Source organism: Paenibacillus sp. JT22N7, assembly GCF_059383875.1.
Genome location: NZ_JBXENY010000003.1, coordinates 611,269 through 626,729, shown reverse-complemented (window position 1 = coordinate 626,729; position 15,461 = coordinate 611,269). Strand labels below are relative to the sequence as shown.

Annotated in this window: 12 protein-coding genes; all 12 read left to right on the top strand. The window is 48.3% G+C overall.

Annotated features, from left to right (window positions below):
* The first annotated feature begins 32 nt into the window (after positions 1 to 32).
* The 12 genes from AC50Y5_RS11180 (at position 33) to AC50Y5_RS11125 (ending at position 15,442) form a co-directional block, all read left to right on the top strand.
* Positions 33 to 308, top strand: coding sequence for an acyl carrier protein (locus AC50Y5_RS11180; protein WP_056040811.1), 276 nt, complete (start codon positions 33 to 35; stop codon positions 306 to 308).
* A 3-nt stretch (positions 309 to 311) separates the two neighbouring features.
* Positions 312 to 1,511, top strand: a complete 1,200-nt coding sequence (locus tag AC50Y5_RS11175; RefSeq protein ID WP_056040164.1) for a beta-ketoacyl-[acyl-carrier-protein] synthase family protein — start codon at positions 312 to 314, stop codon at positions 1,509 to 1,511.
* 55 nt (positions 1,512 to 1,566) lie between these two features.
* Complete coding sequence (gene fabZ / locus AC50Y5_RS11170; protein WP_056040166.1) at positions 1,567 to 1,989, top strand: 3-hydroxyacyl-ACP dehydratase FabZ; 423 nt, start codon at positions 1,567 to 1,569, stop codon at positions 1,987 to 1,989.
* A gap of 55 nt (positions 1,990 to 2,044) precedes the next feature.
* On the top strand, positions 2,045 to 3,220 hold the full coding sequence (locus AC50Y5_RS11165) for a beta-ketoacyl-[acyl-carrier-protein] synthase family protein (RefSeq protein ID WP_494860550.1): 1,176 nt from the start codon (positions 2,045 to 2,047) through the stop codon (positions 3,218 to 3,220).
* A 4-nt stretch (positions 3,221 to 3,224) separates the two neighbouring features.
* Positions 3,225 to 3,965: a 3-oxoacyl-[acyl-carrier-protein] reductase gene (fabG, locus tag AC50Y5_RS11160; RefSeq protein ID WP_494860545.1), complete on the top strand. Its 741-nt coding sequence runs from the start codon at positions 3,225 to 3,227 to the stop codon at positions 3,963 to 3,965.
* Positions 3,966 to 4,010: 45 nt separating this feature from the next.
* A complete protein-coding gene (locus AC50Y5_RS11155) occupies positions 4,011 to 4,283 on the top strand; it encodes a phosphopantetheine-binding protein (protein WP_056040170.1) in 273 nt (90 codons plus the stop codon).
* A gap of 56 nt (positions 4,284 to 4,339) precedes the next feature.
* Positions 4,340 to 6,124: an ABC transporter ATP-binding protein gene (locus AC50Y5_RS11150; protein ID WP_056040172.1), complete on the top strand. Its 1,785-nt coding sequence runs from the start codon at positions 4,340 to 4,342 to the stop codon at positions 6,122 to 6,124.
* Between the two features lie 4 nt (positions 6,125 to 6,128).
* On the top strand, positions 6,129 to 7,916 hold the full coding sequence (locus AC50Y5_RS11145; RefSeq protein WP_494860542.1) for an ABC transporter ATP-binding protein: 1,788 nt from the start codon (positions 6,129 to 6,131) through the stop codon (positions 7,914 to 7,916).
* A gap of 64 nt (positions 7,917 to 7,980) precedes the next feature.
* Positions 7,981 to 10,008 (top strand): carbamoyltransferase family protein, encoded by a 2,028-nt coding sequence (locus AC50Y5_RS11140; RefSeq protein WP_494860540.1) that lies wholly within the window; start codon positions 7,981 to 7,983, stop codon positions 10,006 to 10,008.
* Between the two features lie 60 nt (positions 10,009 to 10,068).
* Positions 10,069 to 12,093, top strand: coding sequence for a carbamoyltransferase family protein (locus tag AC50Y5_RS11135; RefSeq protein ID WP_056040177.1), 2,025 nt, complete (start codon positions 10,069 to 10,071; stop codon positions 12,091 to 12,093).
* Between the two features lie 9 nt (positions 12,094 to 12,102).
* Positions 12,103 to 12,828 (top strand): thioesterase II family protein, encoded by a 726-nt coding sequence (locus tag AC50Y5_RS11130; RefSeq protein WP_056040179.1) that lies wholly within the window; start codon positions 12,103 to 12,105, stop codon positions 12,826 to 12,828.
* A gap of 46 nt (positions 12,829 to 12,874) precedes the next feature.
* Complete coding sequence (locus AC50Y5_RS11125) at positions 12,875 to 15,442, top strand: non-ribosomal peptide synthetase (protein WP_494860537.1); 2,568 nt, start codon at positions 12,875 to 12,877, stop codon at positions 15,440 to 15,442.
* The last annotated feature ends 19 nt before the right edge of the window (positions 15,443 to 15,461 follow it).

Sequence of the window (15,461 nt, the reverse complement as noted above, 5' to 3'; positions counted from 1 at the left end):
GCAATCTTTTATCCAATAAAGGAGCTGAAACAATGGAAAACGTACAGCTATCGATTGAAAATCAAATTAAAAACATGATTGTTACTAAGTTTGGACTGGATATCTCCCCGGAAGAAATCAACGATGATGATCCGCTTTTTGATGTTAATGAACAGGGAGAAGGGCTAGACCTGGATTCCGTTGATGCTTTGGAGCTTGCGGTTGGACTGAAGGAGCTTTTTGGCGTTAAGCCGCAAAGCAGCGATATGTCCGTTTTCAAAAGCGTTCGTTCCATAGCGAATATTATCCGCAGCACGATCGGGGATTAATCGATGAGCAGACCGCAAGCCGTAGTAACCGGAATTGGCATCATTGCGCCAGGCGGCTCTAACAGAGAAGCCTTCTTCCAGTCGATTGTGAATGGTGCCAGCGGGCTTCGGGCTCATGAAAAGCTGAAAAAGCTTGGCGTTAGTGGCGAGGTCGCTGGCAGCGTTGACGAGCTGTATCGAGAGATGGAAGAGGATGAGCGGGCCGTTCAAATGACGTATGCCGCACTTGATGAAGCTTTGGCAGACAGTGGGCTGACGAAGGAGGACATCAGCAAGCTGGAAACTAGAGCGGGCTTGTCCCTTTCAGAATCTGTGCCCGGCCATATTAAAACGATGAGATACATTCAAAATAACCGGGAGCAGAAGTGGAATGATCCCGATGGACTGATCGAAATTCCATCTTTGCTCTCACATATTGTTTCGTATATAGATATAAGGGGCCAAGCCTACACAACGATGTCGGCCTGCGCCGCTGGAACTGCAGGAGCAGGAATAGCTCTTGACGCCATTCGCAACGGAATAGCGGATTTAATGGTCGTTGTTGGGGCAGAGCCCTTATCGGACAACTATATTGCCGGGTTTCACAGTCTCCAGTCCATGAGCCTGGGTGGCTGTGTGCCGTTTGATAAGAACAGGGATGGCATGTCACTGGGAGAAGGAGCGGCGGTCTTTATTTTGGAAACGCTTGATGGAGCGAAGGCAAGAGGAGCCCATATTTACGGCGAGCTGCTGGGATACGGCTTAAGCAATGATGCCTATCATATTACAAGTCCCGATCCCGAAGGGGAAGGGGCTGTGCGGACGATGCTGATGGCTCTGGAGGATGCCGGTTTAGAGCCAGGTGACATTGATTATGTTAATGCCCATGGAACAGCGACGGAGCTGAATGACTTAATGGAAATGCGAGCGCTGTCCAAAGTTTTTGGAACCGAGGAGAAGCAGTCCCAGGTTATGATATCTTCAACGAAGGCGGTTACCGGACATTGTTTGGGAGCTGCGGGAAGCGTTGAGCTGGCGGCAACCTTGCTCGCTATAGATCGCGGCATTGTGCCTCCAACTGCATTTCTGAAGGAGCAGCCTGAACCTTTTCAGGAACTCCAGATTGTTAAAGGGAACTATGAGGAACGGTCGATCCAATATGCGATGTCCAACTCATACGCTTTCTTCGGCCATTCTGCAAGTATAGTTGTTGGAAAGGTCTAAGCATCTATCGGCTTGAATTTTCCTTATACACACCACATGCTGGGAGCTGTCATGGATGGAAACCATTGATATTGCAAAAGGCTTGCCTCATCGCTACCCGTTTGTGATGGTAGACCGAATTACCGAGGCCCTTTATATGAAGCGCTCCAAAGGCTACAAAAACATAAGCTATAACGAGCCTTGGACAGTTGGACATTTCCCGGATGAACCTATTTATCCAGGCGTTCTCATGATTGAGACGATGGCGCAGGTCGGCGGATTTATTTTTTACAACGGGGAGAGCGGGGCAGCCCACAAATTTTATTTAAGTGCAGTTAACCAAATCAAGTTTCTACAGCCAGTTGTGCCAGGCGATACATTTGCGGTAGAAGCAGAGTTAGTCGAGTCGTTCCACACCTTTCACCAGATCAAATGTACGGCTTCAGTCGGAGATAAAGTTGTCGCCTCCGGGATGCTGACCTTAAGCTATTCCGATTAAAACAAGCGGTGTTTAGCTGCTTGGAGCATAATTTCATAAATTTGGGAGAATCCATATGCATAAAATATTTGTTACGGCTGTAGGAGCGATAAGCTGTGCAGGGTCCGGTGCAGATGAATATTGGGAAGGCATAAACGCACAGGCGGGAATCAGGCCGGATGAGCTTAAGCTGCCCGTGGATATTCCACAAAATATTGAAAACCGGGTCGCTAGACGGATGGATCGGTTTTCCCGGTTGACCATGAGCGCTTCGAAACAAGTGCTGGATGAAGCTTTGATCGAGCAGGAGCAACTGGATCATAACCGAATTGGTACTGTTTTTACAACGGGATACGGTCCATTGGTATCTAACCTGGCCCTCAGCAATCAAATTTTGTCAGGTGGCGTCGATATGGTTAGTCCGACCGTATTCGCTAGTACGGTATACAACTCGGGAATCGGACATGTTTGCTTGAGTTTAAAGCTAAAGGGCGCGAGCACCGTGTTAACGGGCAGCAATGCGATTGCCTATGCCTCTGATCTGCTCAAAAGCGGCAAGGCGGATGCGATATTATGCGGCGGAGTAGAGGAATATTGCCAAGAGCTGCTTGACTCCTTTCAACAGCAGGATTATACAACTAAGGATGAAAACTATTTGTGCCAGCCTCTGGACAGGAATAGAAGCGGTACGAGAATGACCGAGGGTGCCGCTGCATTGCTGCTTGAGACCGAGAGCGTCTTGGTTCGCAGTCCAGAACGCATCGTGTGCGAGGTTATTGGATATGCAAGTTTAATCGGCAGCGGATACCTAGGTAAAGACCGTGCCGATGCAGATTTTAAGCAATTCGCTCGTGTGATGGATATGGCGCTCAAGCATGCCTCGATTTCTCCGAGCGTTATTGATGGCATTTTGCTGGCTGCCGGAGGCGGACGTTATACCGACAGGGCAGAAGCCAAAGCCATTCATGAAGTTTTTGGGCAGCGTGCCGCTTCCATACCGGTTTCTTCGATTAAGGGAGCAACGGGTGAAACGCTCGGCGCCTCGTTTATGCTGAATGTTGCAGCAGGGGCTCTTGCCATTGCCAAAGGGAGCATGCCTTTAACCGCAGGCTGCACCGAGCCGGATGCCGCTTTAGAGCTGGATATCGTCCATCATGAGCCGCGTATAGGCGATTACGAATATTTATTAGTAAATGGATATGATGTCAACGGATGCTTGCACAGCGTCATCCTTGGAACGGTCCGGAGGTGAGCCATTGAAATTTGCCGATAAAGTCGTCTTTATTACCGGAGGAGCAAGAGGAATCGGATACGCCATCGTACAAGCTTTTGCTAGCGAAGGGGCTACCGTTCTCTTTACCTATAAAAGCAGTGAGGACGAAGCTGCGGAGCTGGAAGCTTCCTTGCAGGAAAATGGGGGCAAGGCGAAGGCGTTTGCGCTAGACGTGTCCGATCATATGAATACGCTTGCTGTAATCGAGGAGGCTGTTCAGGAGTTTGGGAAAATTGATGTGCTGGTCAACAATGCCGGCGTAACGGAAGATGGTTTTCTGATGCTGATGGAGGAAGCCTCTTGGGATAAGGTCATTAATACAAATTTGAAGGGAGCCTACAATTGCTGCAAAGCAGTGCTGCCTTCGATGATCAGCAAGAGGCGCGGAGTCATCGTGAATATTTCCTCCGTTTCCGCATTGGCGGGTGCCTCAAGTCAGACGAATTATAGCGCGTCCAAGGCGGGCCTTATTGGCTTGACTCGATCACTATCAAGAGAAGTTTCTGGAAAAAACATCCGTGTGAACGCCATTGCACCAGGATACATCGTTACGGATATGCTCGGGAAAGTTCCCGATCGCGTGCGCCGTCATTTTGTCGATAAAATTGCCTGCGGCCGGTTAGGCGAGGCTGATGAAATTGCAAAGGTAGCCTTATTTCTAGCTTCTGACGATGCAAGCTACATATATGGACAGACGATTATTGTCGATGGAGGAATGATTTAAGGCAGCCTTGTAAGTGAAAATGAACGATTTTAGGGAGGTTAAATGATGAGTGGAGAAGTAAAAGTAGCGGATTTTAATGCGAGGTTTAATGAAATTTTGCAAAAAAATATTGAGCTGTTGACTATTGATGAGAGTGTATTGCAATCAGATTTAGAAACAGTGGGCCTAAACTCGATTTCCTTTGTTAAATTAATCGTCGCATTGGAAAATGAATTTGATGTCGAGTTTGAAAATGAAATTTTAATTATCGACCATTTTGCTACCTTGGGCCACTTTAAGGACGGCGTACAAAAGCTAGTAGAAGGGCAAGATCATTAATTTTCTCCGCTCGCGGGGCTCTGTGCGGCGATATTACCCTATAGTGGAGGGCAATTATGCAAATAGCAAGTCGTAACTCTGCTTTCGTCTCGATGCGCCGGTTGTTTGTTTTTCTTAAGCCCTATCGGTTTTGGATAGCGCTCAAGCTGATAAGCACGATCATCATAGCGGCAAATGATATTTTGCTCATCTACATTATTAACCTTTTATTTTCGTCCACCCAGACGGGTGATATGGATGGTGTGATGCAGGCTGTAAAATTAATCCTCCTTTTTATAGTGACAGGCATCATTGTGAATTTTTTCAGCGTTTATTCATCGGGACGCTACAGCGCCTTTGTAACCCGAGATTTGAAAAATAAAGTTAGCGAGCATATTAATAAACTCCCTATTTCGTATATGGAAGCTCGCCACTCGGGTGACTTTAGCTCCAGAATGACGAACAGCATCAATCAAATTGAAGGATATATTTACAATGATTTTGCCGCTCTTATTTTTCATATTGTCAGGGTCGTTGCCTGTATAGCGGCTATGTTTTATATGAATTGGCAGCTTACGCTGTTTTGCTTCGGCATGTTGCTGTTTATGACCTTTTTGAGTGAAAAAATCAGCCGCCCGTTAAATCAATATGCGGCAGATGTGCAGCAAAGCATGGCTCAGATGAGCACAGTTGTTCAAGATACAATTGGCGGGATCTATATGATCAAGTCTTACAATCTGGTACAGGTTGTGTATCAAAAGTGCCAGCTGCTGCTTGACAAGCTGCTTGAACATTTTTTGAAAATCGAGAAACGCGTTGCTGCTATTGGGGCACTCAGTGTATTTGTCCGAACGGCTCCGCTGGTTGTGTTCTTTCTGTTCGGTGGATATTTGGTTAGCCAAGGACAGCTTTTAATAGGCGCTTTAATCGCGTTTGTGCAGTTCATCAATTATCTCGTGTCCGGGATGGGAGAAATTCCAAATCAGATTAGCCGATTCAAAATAACAGCTGGCGTTGTCGATCATCTGTTTGAATTGCTCGATGCTGAAACAGAACGGATGGATGGCAAGCAGCCGGAAAACCTCTCGTCGTCAGCTCCTGCGCTTGAATTTGAACAGGTTACTTTTTCCTATGACGAACATTCGAAGGTGCTTGACGAGGTCAGCTTTACATTGCCGCAAGGTAAAACGGTCGCCCTAGTTGGGCCAAGCGGTTCAGGCAAATCGACCATCTTTAAACTTATCACCGGCTTTTATGATTATAAGGGTGGACAAATCAAGCTGTACAACGAGCCGCTCACTGATTGGAAGCTATCATCCGCAAGGGCGCTCATTTCACATGTTTCGCAGGATACATTCCTTTTTCCAGGCTCCATCGCTGAAAATATTGCGTGCACGGATGACGGCTACAGCATGGAAGACGTAGAAAGCGCAGCTAAGCTTGCTAATATCCATGAATTTATACGGGTACTTCCACAAGGGTACGATACGCTTGTCGGTGAACGGGGAGTAAAGCTATCAGGCGGACAAAAGCAGCGGATAGCGATTGCCAGGGCCATATTAAAGGATGCTCCCATTTTGCTGCTGGATGAGGCGACTTCGGCACTTGATTCCGAATCTGAACAGCTTGTTCAACAATCCATTAACCGGATTATGCGAAACAAAACGGTTTTGGTCGTCGCACATCGCTTGTCTACGGTCATGAATGCAGACCACATTTTTGTACTGAACGAGGGGCGAATTGAAGAAAGCGGCACACATGAAGAGCTGCTTGCCAAAAACGGCACTTATTATCGTCTATACAACAATCAGGCAAGCAATCGTGGAGACCAGCCGTACGGGCTTGGTCAAGAGGGGGCGTAGTTGCTTGGAAAAAAGCAATAAACAACAAATCGCGAGACTTGCCCGATTGCTTGGTCGGCGTAAACTATCTTTTATTCTCAGTTTTCTGGGTTTCGGTCTCATGAGCTCAAGCGTATCGATTATTACAGCCATGCTGGTCTCTACTTTTCTCGATGCGATAACGGAGAAGAATATGGATGCGGTTATGACGCTTAGCATCCAGTTCATGCTCATCGTCGTTGCTATGTGCATCCTAACGCCACTTTTCCAATATTGGTACGGTAAAACGGTCAAGACGATCATGAACAGCATGCGGCTTCGCGTCTTTCATCATATGGAGAAGCTTCCTGTTACTTATTACGAGAACAGCCATAGCGGTGACAGCCTGTCCAGAATTACAAATGATTTGCAGACAATGGAAAATGCCTTCTCTGGAGAAGCACTTACGCTTCTTTCCTTAATGGCTACCGGGACAATATCAGCCGTTATTATGTTTTATCTGGACTGGAGATTCGCTGTTGCCATGATTTTTTTAGGACTGCTGTCTACGTATGTGAATGCAAGATACGCAAAGCCGTTTAGAACGATCAGCACCGAAATTCAGGAGCAGTCCGGTGTTCAGCTTGAGCGGTTAACGAATCTCGTTGCTGGCACGCAGGTGAGCAGAACGTTTCAGATGGTCGATGGGATGAATCGCAAGTACAAGGAGACGACGACTCGGCTTGCCGACTTGTTTTTAATGCGAGCGAAAAAAAGCGCCTATTTAACAAGCACCAATTATTTTCTGCTTTGGATCAATAATGGCGGTGCCTTTATTATTGGAGCCTTTATGCTGATTAACGGCCAGCTGACAATCGGCAGCTTGCTGGGGGTTATTTTACTGCTGGAGAACGTAACGAATCTCTTCCGCAATTTAGGTGTTTTCTGGGCCAATTTGCAATCCTCGCTGGCGGGGGCTGACCGGGTATTTGACCTGCTGGATGTGGCAGAAGAACCTGGGCGATACGCAGCTGTCTCGAAGGAAGCTGCTGTCGCAAGCTCAAACGAAGACGAAATGCTGAATTTCAAAAACGTATCGTTTGCCTACCACAAAGACGAAAATGTGCTAAACCGCTTGAATCTTCAGGTGGACAAAGGACAGCTTGTCGCGCTTGTAGGGCCCAGCGGGGGCGGCAAAAGCACCATAATGAAGCTGCTGCTCGGCTTTTATCCGTTCTCGGAAGGCGATATTCAAATTGCGGGCAAAAGCTTTGCAGATTATTCGCTTGAGGAGCTTAGGAATAAGATGGCCTACGTTTCCCAGGACCCGTATCTGTTCGAAGGAACGATTGAGCAAAATATCCGCTACGGAAAAATGGACGCCACGACTGACGAGGTTATAGAGGCAGCGCGTGCAGCATTTGCCCATGATTTTATTACGGAACAGGCAGATGGCTACAACACTGTGGTTGGTGAAAGAGGCGTGAGGCTGTCCGGTGGTCAAAAGCAGCGAATAGCCATTGCCCGAGCCATATTGAAAAATGCCCCTATTTTGCTGCTTGACGAGGCAACATCGGCACTGGACAGCGATTCAGAGCTAGCGGTCCAGCAAGGAATCGAGCGGCTGATGGAAGGGAAAACGACGATTGCCATCGCCCACCGGCTGTCCACCATTGAGCAAGCGGACACGATTGTAGTCGTTGACCGTGGAAGGATTATGGAGCAGGGCAAGCATGACGAGCTCCTGGCAGCTGGAGGCGCATACAGCCGCCTGCATCACACGCAGAAGCGAACCCAGGAGTGGATTCCACAGGAACTTCAGCAAGAAGCTTGAGTGCTAGGAGCTGGCGCCAACGTGGCCGCTCACAAAATGTTGAAGAAATAAGGAAGGTGAAATAATGAGGATACTTGGCATTAGCGGGGGGATCGATTTCCCTCATGAGGACGGGTTTATAACGACCATATTGAATTCAGAGGTTCATGATGCTTCAGCCGTATTAATTGAAAATGGGCAAGTTGTTGCCGCCTATGAGGAAGAGCGTCTGAATCGGATTAAGCACACAGGGAAGATGCCTATTTTATCAATTCGCCGTTGTCTGGAGCTGGGTGGAATACGTTTGGACGATGTGGACAAAATCGTCTATTTCTACTCGGAAACCCAGTTTAAATACGAGATGACAACCCACCGACATGAGTATCGGCAATTTCCTTACAGCGATCCGCAGGCGTGGGTGGTCGAGCGACTAAAGCAATTTTTTGATACGGATTTTAAAAAAGAGAATGTGGTGTTTGAAAATCACCACTACTGCCATGCTGCAAGCGCCTATTATATGTCTGGGTTTGAAGAAGCGCTCATCGTTACAATAGATGGTGCTTCATTGGAAGGAAATGCTGGAATTGTGCTTGATGCTGATGGAGATTCGCTCAAACCGCTCGGCCATATTTCCAACGATGACAGCTTAGGTTCTTTTTATACGCAGATTATCGAATTTCTCGGCTATAAGACTCATGATGAATATAAAGTAATGGGACTCGCTCCATATGGAGATCCTTCCAAATTCAGAAGGCTGTTCAAGAAAGCCTTCACCTTGCTTCCTGAAGGAAAATTCCAGCTTAATAGAAGCTTCTATTATGTGCTTATGGATTCAATGTCAAGCCCGCGGATGAAGGGGGAGTTGTTTACACAGGAGCACAAGGACATCGCGGCTGCTCTACAGGAAGCGCTCGAAAACGTCGTCATGCATATGCTTGTCCATTATCAGCAGGCGACTGGGCGCAAGAAGCTGTGCATGGCTGGCGGCGTAGCGCACAACTGTACGTTAAATGGGAAAATTTTGTACTCTGGCTTATTCGACGAGGTGTTTGTACAGCCTGCCGCCCATGATGCGGGCAATGCGCTGGGAGGAGCACTGTTGCAGTCCCGCAAGCTGGCTCCTAGCACACAGACAGAAACGCTGCGGCATCTCTACTGGGGAAGCGCCATTCAGAGCAATGACAGCGTTCTCGAAATTTTGCAGCAGTGGGGGCGATTCATTACATATCGCAAAGTGGATCGTGTTGTCGAAGTTGCGGCTAAGCTTATTGCGGAGGGAGCGGTTATCGGTTGGGTGCAGGGACGCTCGGAGTTTGGCCCCCGGGCGCTAGGCAACCGGAGCATCTTGGCTGATCCGCGTCCAGCGGAAAACAAAAGCATTATTAATGCAATGGTGAAAAAACGGGAGGGCTACCGGCCGTTTGCCCCTTCCATATTGGAAGAGTATGCAGACGATTATTATGTGCTGCCACAGACGAAAGCCCCCTACTCCTACATGAATTTCGTGCTCAAGACGAGGGAGGACAAGCAGAAGCTACTTGGCGCGGTTACTCACGTTGACGGCACGGCGCGCATCCAAACGGTATCTCGTGAAACGAACGAGAAGTACTGGCACTTAATTGATGAATTCCGCAAGCTGACGGGTGTGCCGGTGCTGCTGAATACATCGTTTAACAACAATGCGGAACCGATTGTCGATTCGGAAGAGGATGCGATTGTCAGCTTCCTGACAACCAACATTAACACATTGATTATCGGAGACTACGTCATCGATAAAAAAACGGTCGGCAAGGAAGAGTTTTTGAAGTTTGTGCCAAAGCGTCCATTCAGCTCAGAACTGAAGCAGTCGGTCGGCTATACAGCAGAAGGAAACAAGGAAACCGCTTACGAAATACGCCTCCACTTTGGGGATAAATATAAGACAGCTTTATCGGAAGAGATGTACGATCTGCTAGAGCAATCTGACGGGGAGAAGACGCTGGCAGAGCTGATTGAGCTTGCTGGATGCGGCGGGAAGTCGGAAGAGGATATCGTAGACGAAGTGATCGAATTATGGTCTTTGCGGCTGATTTATTTACGGCCATTTGAAACCGTTGCTCTGGCTACCGTTTAAAGGCTGCATTAAAAAGCGGGGAAGGCAAACCAAGTAAAGTGAATAGGTAGGAGGATGAATATGCTCGTATTAGGTCTTAATGGCGGCATAGAATTGCCGCATGAGGATTTGAAGGTGTTTGGAAACGGCGGAATTGCACACGACTCGGCTGCTGTTCTTATTAAAGACGGGGTGGTGATTGCCGCCTCAGAGGAAGAAAGGCTGAATCGAGTGAAGCATACCGGCAAGGCGCCGCTGCAGACGATCTATTTATGCTTGAAGCGGCTAGGCATTACGTTTGCGGATATTGACAAAGTAGTCATTACGACGAGAGAGCAGGAAACCGACCTGCTTGTGCGGGATGATTTTTTCTATCGTGATTCTCTGCATAAAAATACGAGAGAGCTGCTGGTAGATTTCTTTTACCAGATTGACGGAACGAAATACGATTCGAATAATATCGTTTTTGTTGACCACCACATCTGCCATGCAGCCAGCGCACATTTCATGTCAGGCTTTGATCGAAGTCTAACGGTTACGATTGATGGAGAATCGCAGGAGGGCTATGCCGGCTATATTATAAGCTCCGAAGGTACGAGCTTCAAAATCCTTGACCGCATCACCAATGCCAACAGCTTAGGCTCCTTCTATATTTCGGTTATCCGCATGCTGGGCTATCACCAGCACGATGAATATAAAGTAATGGGACTCGCGCCGTATGGCGATCCAAGCAAATTCAGACGGATGCTCAGAAAAGCGTATGTCCTGCTTCCCGAAGGCAAGTTCAAAATCAATTTGGCCTGGTCTACTGCGCTTTTCGATTTTATGACGCCAAGAAAGAAGGGCGGGCCAATCACTCAGGAGCATATGGATTTGGCCGCCTCCCTGCAGGAGGCGCTCGAAACGATTGTCATGCATATGCTGACGCATTATCAGCAGGCAACCGGACATACGAAGCTTGCCATGGCAGGCGGTGTAGCGCATAACTGTTCGATGAATGGAAAAGTATTATATGCTGGGCTTTTCGAAGAGGTTTTTGTACAGCCTGCTGCACATGATGCGGGCAATGCGCTGGGCGGCGCCTTGTTCGTATCCAATAAATTTGCGCCTGACAAGCCGCTGGAGAAGCTGAAGCATCTCTATTGGGGAAGCGAAATTCAAGGCAATGAGGGCTTGGAGCACATTTTAAAACGGTGGGAACGTTTCGTCAGCTTCCGCAAGGTGGACAATATCGCTGAAGAGACAGCCAAGCGAATAGCGGAAGGGGCCGTCTTCGGCTGGGTTCAAGGTCGTGCCGAATTTGGTCCGCGCGCGCTAGGAAACCGCAGCATTCTTGCTGATCCAAGGCCAGCGGAGAACAAGAGCATTATTAACGAGATGGTGAAAAAGCGTGAGGGATATCGGCCGTTTGCGCCATCTATTTTAGAAGAGCATGTGGGCGACTACTACGAGATGCCGCAGACGAAAGCGCCTTATTCATATATGAATTTCGTACTGATGACGAAAGAGGATAAGCAGCCGCTGCTTGGAGCGGTTACCCATGTGGATGGCACGGCACGCATTCAAACCGTTTCCAAGGAAACGAATGAACGGTATTGGGAGCTCATTAATGAATTCCGCAAGCTGACCGGGGTGCCGATTTTGCTGAACACGTCGTTCAATAACAATGTAGAGCCAATCGTAGACTCGGAGGAGGATGCCATCGCAAGCTTCCTGACGACGAATATCCACTACTTGGCTATCGGCGATTATATGGTAGACAAGAAGGAAGTAGATAAGGCCGATTATTTGCATATGGTACCGACGAGGCTGGTCAATTCCGAATTAAAAAAATCGATCGGCTATTCCGCTGACGGGACGAAACGCACGCTTCATGAAGTCCGACTTCATTTTGGCGATAAGTACAAAAAAGCGATACCGGAGGAAATATTCCTTATGCTCGAGCATTCAGACGGTCAAAAATCGCTGGACGAGCTTGCCGATGAGCTGGGCGGCACCACGCTGACGAAACCGGAAATAGCAGAGCATTTTATTGAGCTTTGGTCGCTCCGTCTCGTTCATCTTAGACCATCCGAGCGCGTAGCAGCCCTCTCGGCTAAGCTGTAAGGCAGCAGGATGAAGAAGCTGAAGCTGCTTGCCTTTCCTTTTGCCGGTGCCTCATCTATGTACTATTACAAGTGGAAAAAACATATTTCTGACCAAATCGATTTCGTGCCTGTGAAGCTTGCAGGCAGGGGCGCCCGGCCAAGAGATCCTTTGTACAACACCTTTGATGAGGCGATTGAAGACGTGTATAAGCAAATCGACAGCATTATTGACGATGGGCCTTATGCTTTTTTTGGCCACAGCATGGGAAGCATGCTGGCCTTTGAATTATCGCATAAGCTGAGGGAGCAGCAACGCCATGACCCTGCGATGATATTCGTATCAGGCAGATGGGCTCCTCATATTCAGAGACCGGATTTGGTCAATCCAAGCACGCCAGATGAGCAGCTGAAAGAGCGTCTGCTGGAGCTTGGAGGAACATCTCCGGAGCTGTTTGAAAACCCGCTGCTTGCGGATGCTTTTATTCCGATATTGCGAGCCGATTTTTATGCAATGGAGTCCTATGTTTATGACAGCAGCAGAGAGCCGTTGTCCACAGCTATTGATGCGATGACAGGCGTGAAAGACTGGGATGTCAATAAGCGGGATTTTGCTGAATGGGGCAAGCACACGACGGGTGAATTTTCAATTCATAAATTTATGGGCGGACATTTTTATATTAATGACAGCTTTGATACGGTCATTCAACATATTAATCGCACATTGCTTAGCAGTGTGCATGAAGCGAGAGCATAAAGCCTTGCGCTGAACCTATAAAACGAATGGGGGTGAGCCAGCGGTTATGGACAAGCACCGGCTCATGCATCATATTTTCGCAGCAAACCGTGAAATGGTTGACCGGGGAATCACATTTATCAACGAGGCAGACGAGGAGGAGTTTGTCTCCTACCGCCAGCTGTACGAGCGTTCATTATGTCTCCTTCATGATTTGCGTCATTACGGGGTACAAGCGGGACACGAGCTGTTATTGCAAATACAGGATAATCGGCTGTTTCTTGAAGTTTTCTGGGCTTGCATACTGGGGCGGATTATCGCCGTCCCGGTAACCGTAGCGACCAATGACGAAACGAAGCTGAAGGTTTGTAAGGTGTGGGGCAAATTAAGCAACCCGCATTTTATGGGCAGTGAAGCGACGATGAAGGGTATGACTTCATTCGCAGAGGAAAGCCAAAAATTTGCTCCTAGCGTGGACGCCATAAAAGGTAGATTTATAGACATAGCATCCTTAAAAGGAGAGAGCAGTGCGGATCTGATGGAGGCTGAGCCGGATGATATCGCATTTATTCAGTTCTCTTCTGGATCGACGGGCGACCCGAAGGGCGTTGTGCTGACCCATAGCAACGTAATGGCCAACGTCGCTGCCATGCAGAAAATATGGCATATAGATGCTGGAGAACGGGTTTTAAGCTGGATGCCGCTTACACATGACATGGGATTAATTGCGATGCATCTATTGCATGCCTATACACAATCCTCGCAGTTTATTATGCGGACGAAGCTGTTTATTCTTAACCCGCTGCTCTGGATAGAGAAGGCGAATAAGCACCGCGTTAATCGGCTGTACAGCCCTAATTTCGGCTATAAATATTTTTTGGCCTTTTATGATCAAGAGCATGACTACGGCTGGGATTTATCTGGCCTTTCCTGCCTCTGCAACGGCGCCGAGCCCATTTCAACGGAAATTAGCGAGCGTTTTATGGAGCAGCTGGCCAAATATAATCTCCCGCAGACGGCCATGAGGCCGGCATACGGGCTTGCAGAGGGAACGGTTGGCGTGTGCTTTACCCCGCAAAATGAGCCGTTCAAGTATGTGGCTGTAGACCGGAGATTTCTCCGGATTGGAGAGACCGTTCGTTTGCTTAAGCGAGGTGAACCGGGCAGCCTGCTTTATGTGGACGTAGGCGGTCCGATTGAAAGCTGTGAAATCATGATTGCTGATGAGCAGGGCAGCCCGCTTCCGATGTCCACAGTCGGTTACATTTTCATTAAAGGGCCGAGCGTCACCAGAGGGTATTACAACGAACCAGAAGCTGCTGAAAGGCAGGCAGACGAGTGGCTGAATACAGCGGATATTGGATTTATGCAGAATGGGCGGCTAATCGTTGTCGGAAGGGCAAAGGACATATTGTTCGTCAACGGGCAAAATGTTTTCTCCCACGACATTGAGAGAGTAGCAGAGGAAGTTGACGGGGTCGAGCTCTGGAATGTGGCAGCCTGTGGAACGGGTGGAACGACTGGGGATATGGAGGAAGCGTGCCTGTTCCTACTCTACAGAGGTAAAAATCTGGAGGCGTTCTGCGAGCTTGCGAGCCGAGTTAAGCAGCATATTCACCGGAAGATGGGCCTATTTATCGACCATGTTATCCCTGTGAAATCGATACCTAAAACAACGAGTGGAAAAATCCAGCGCTATAAGCTGGGCGAGCAATATGCAAGCGGGCAGTTCGATTCCATCATTCATGATATGGAGAGCATCAAGAGCAAGCAGGCTGCCTTCGAAAATACAGAGCAGATGCTGCTGAGGCTCTGCCAGGACTTGCTCGGGCGGGAGCTCGGTATTCACGACCATTTTAATGAGAGCGGAGGCAATTCGCTGATTCTCACCCAGCTTTCCGATGAGCTGGAAAAATGGCATGGCTGCAGCGTATCCGTTCCTGACCTGTACAAATATCCGACGATTGCTAAGCTGACCGCGTTCATCGACCGCGGCGGCAGTCTAAGCCTGCCATCCGTCAGTATGGATGAAGCCTACTTTAACAAAGAGGGCAGCCAGGTCGTTTCAGCCTTTGAGGCTGAACTGGATAACGAAACATGCAGGGTGCTTCAAGCCATAGCCGATGAGGCGAAGACGGACCTCAAGCATATCCTGTTGTCCGGTTTTCTCTATTTGCTAAAGCTGGCATCCGGTGAGGAAACTATTCATGTTCAAGTGGCGGCTGATGAAAATCAGTTCCGCTCGCTGACTATCGATTTTGCAGAGGTGGATTCCTTTGAGAGGCTGATTGAGCTCGCTGCAACGAAGCTGGAAGCCCGCAACGGCAATGGTGATGACAATGGGGACGGCGATGAATCCGTCTATGCCGCTAAGGATTTGGATCGCATTCAGCCAAGCGAGGAGCTTCGGATTTTGCCGCTCTTCGTTATTCATGCTGATGGCTCATCCACCCAAGGCCAATGGCTCGAAGTGTTTGATCTTGTGATCGAGCTTGCAGAATACGATGAGCAAGTTGAGGTGCTGTGCGGCTTTAACTCGCGAAAACTGAAGGAGCACAAAATAAAGGAGCTTTTTACCCAATACATGCTGTTGCTCGCTGACATCGTGGAAAATAGCGATAAGGTTTCGGTCTAGCGAACCGCTGAAGAACAGG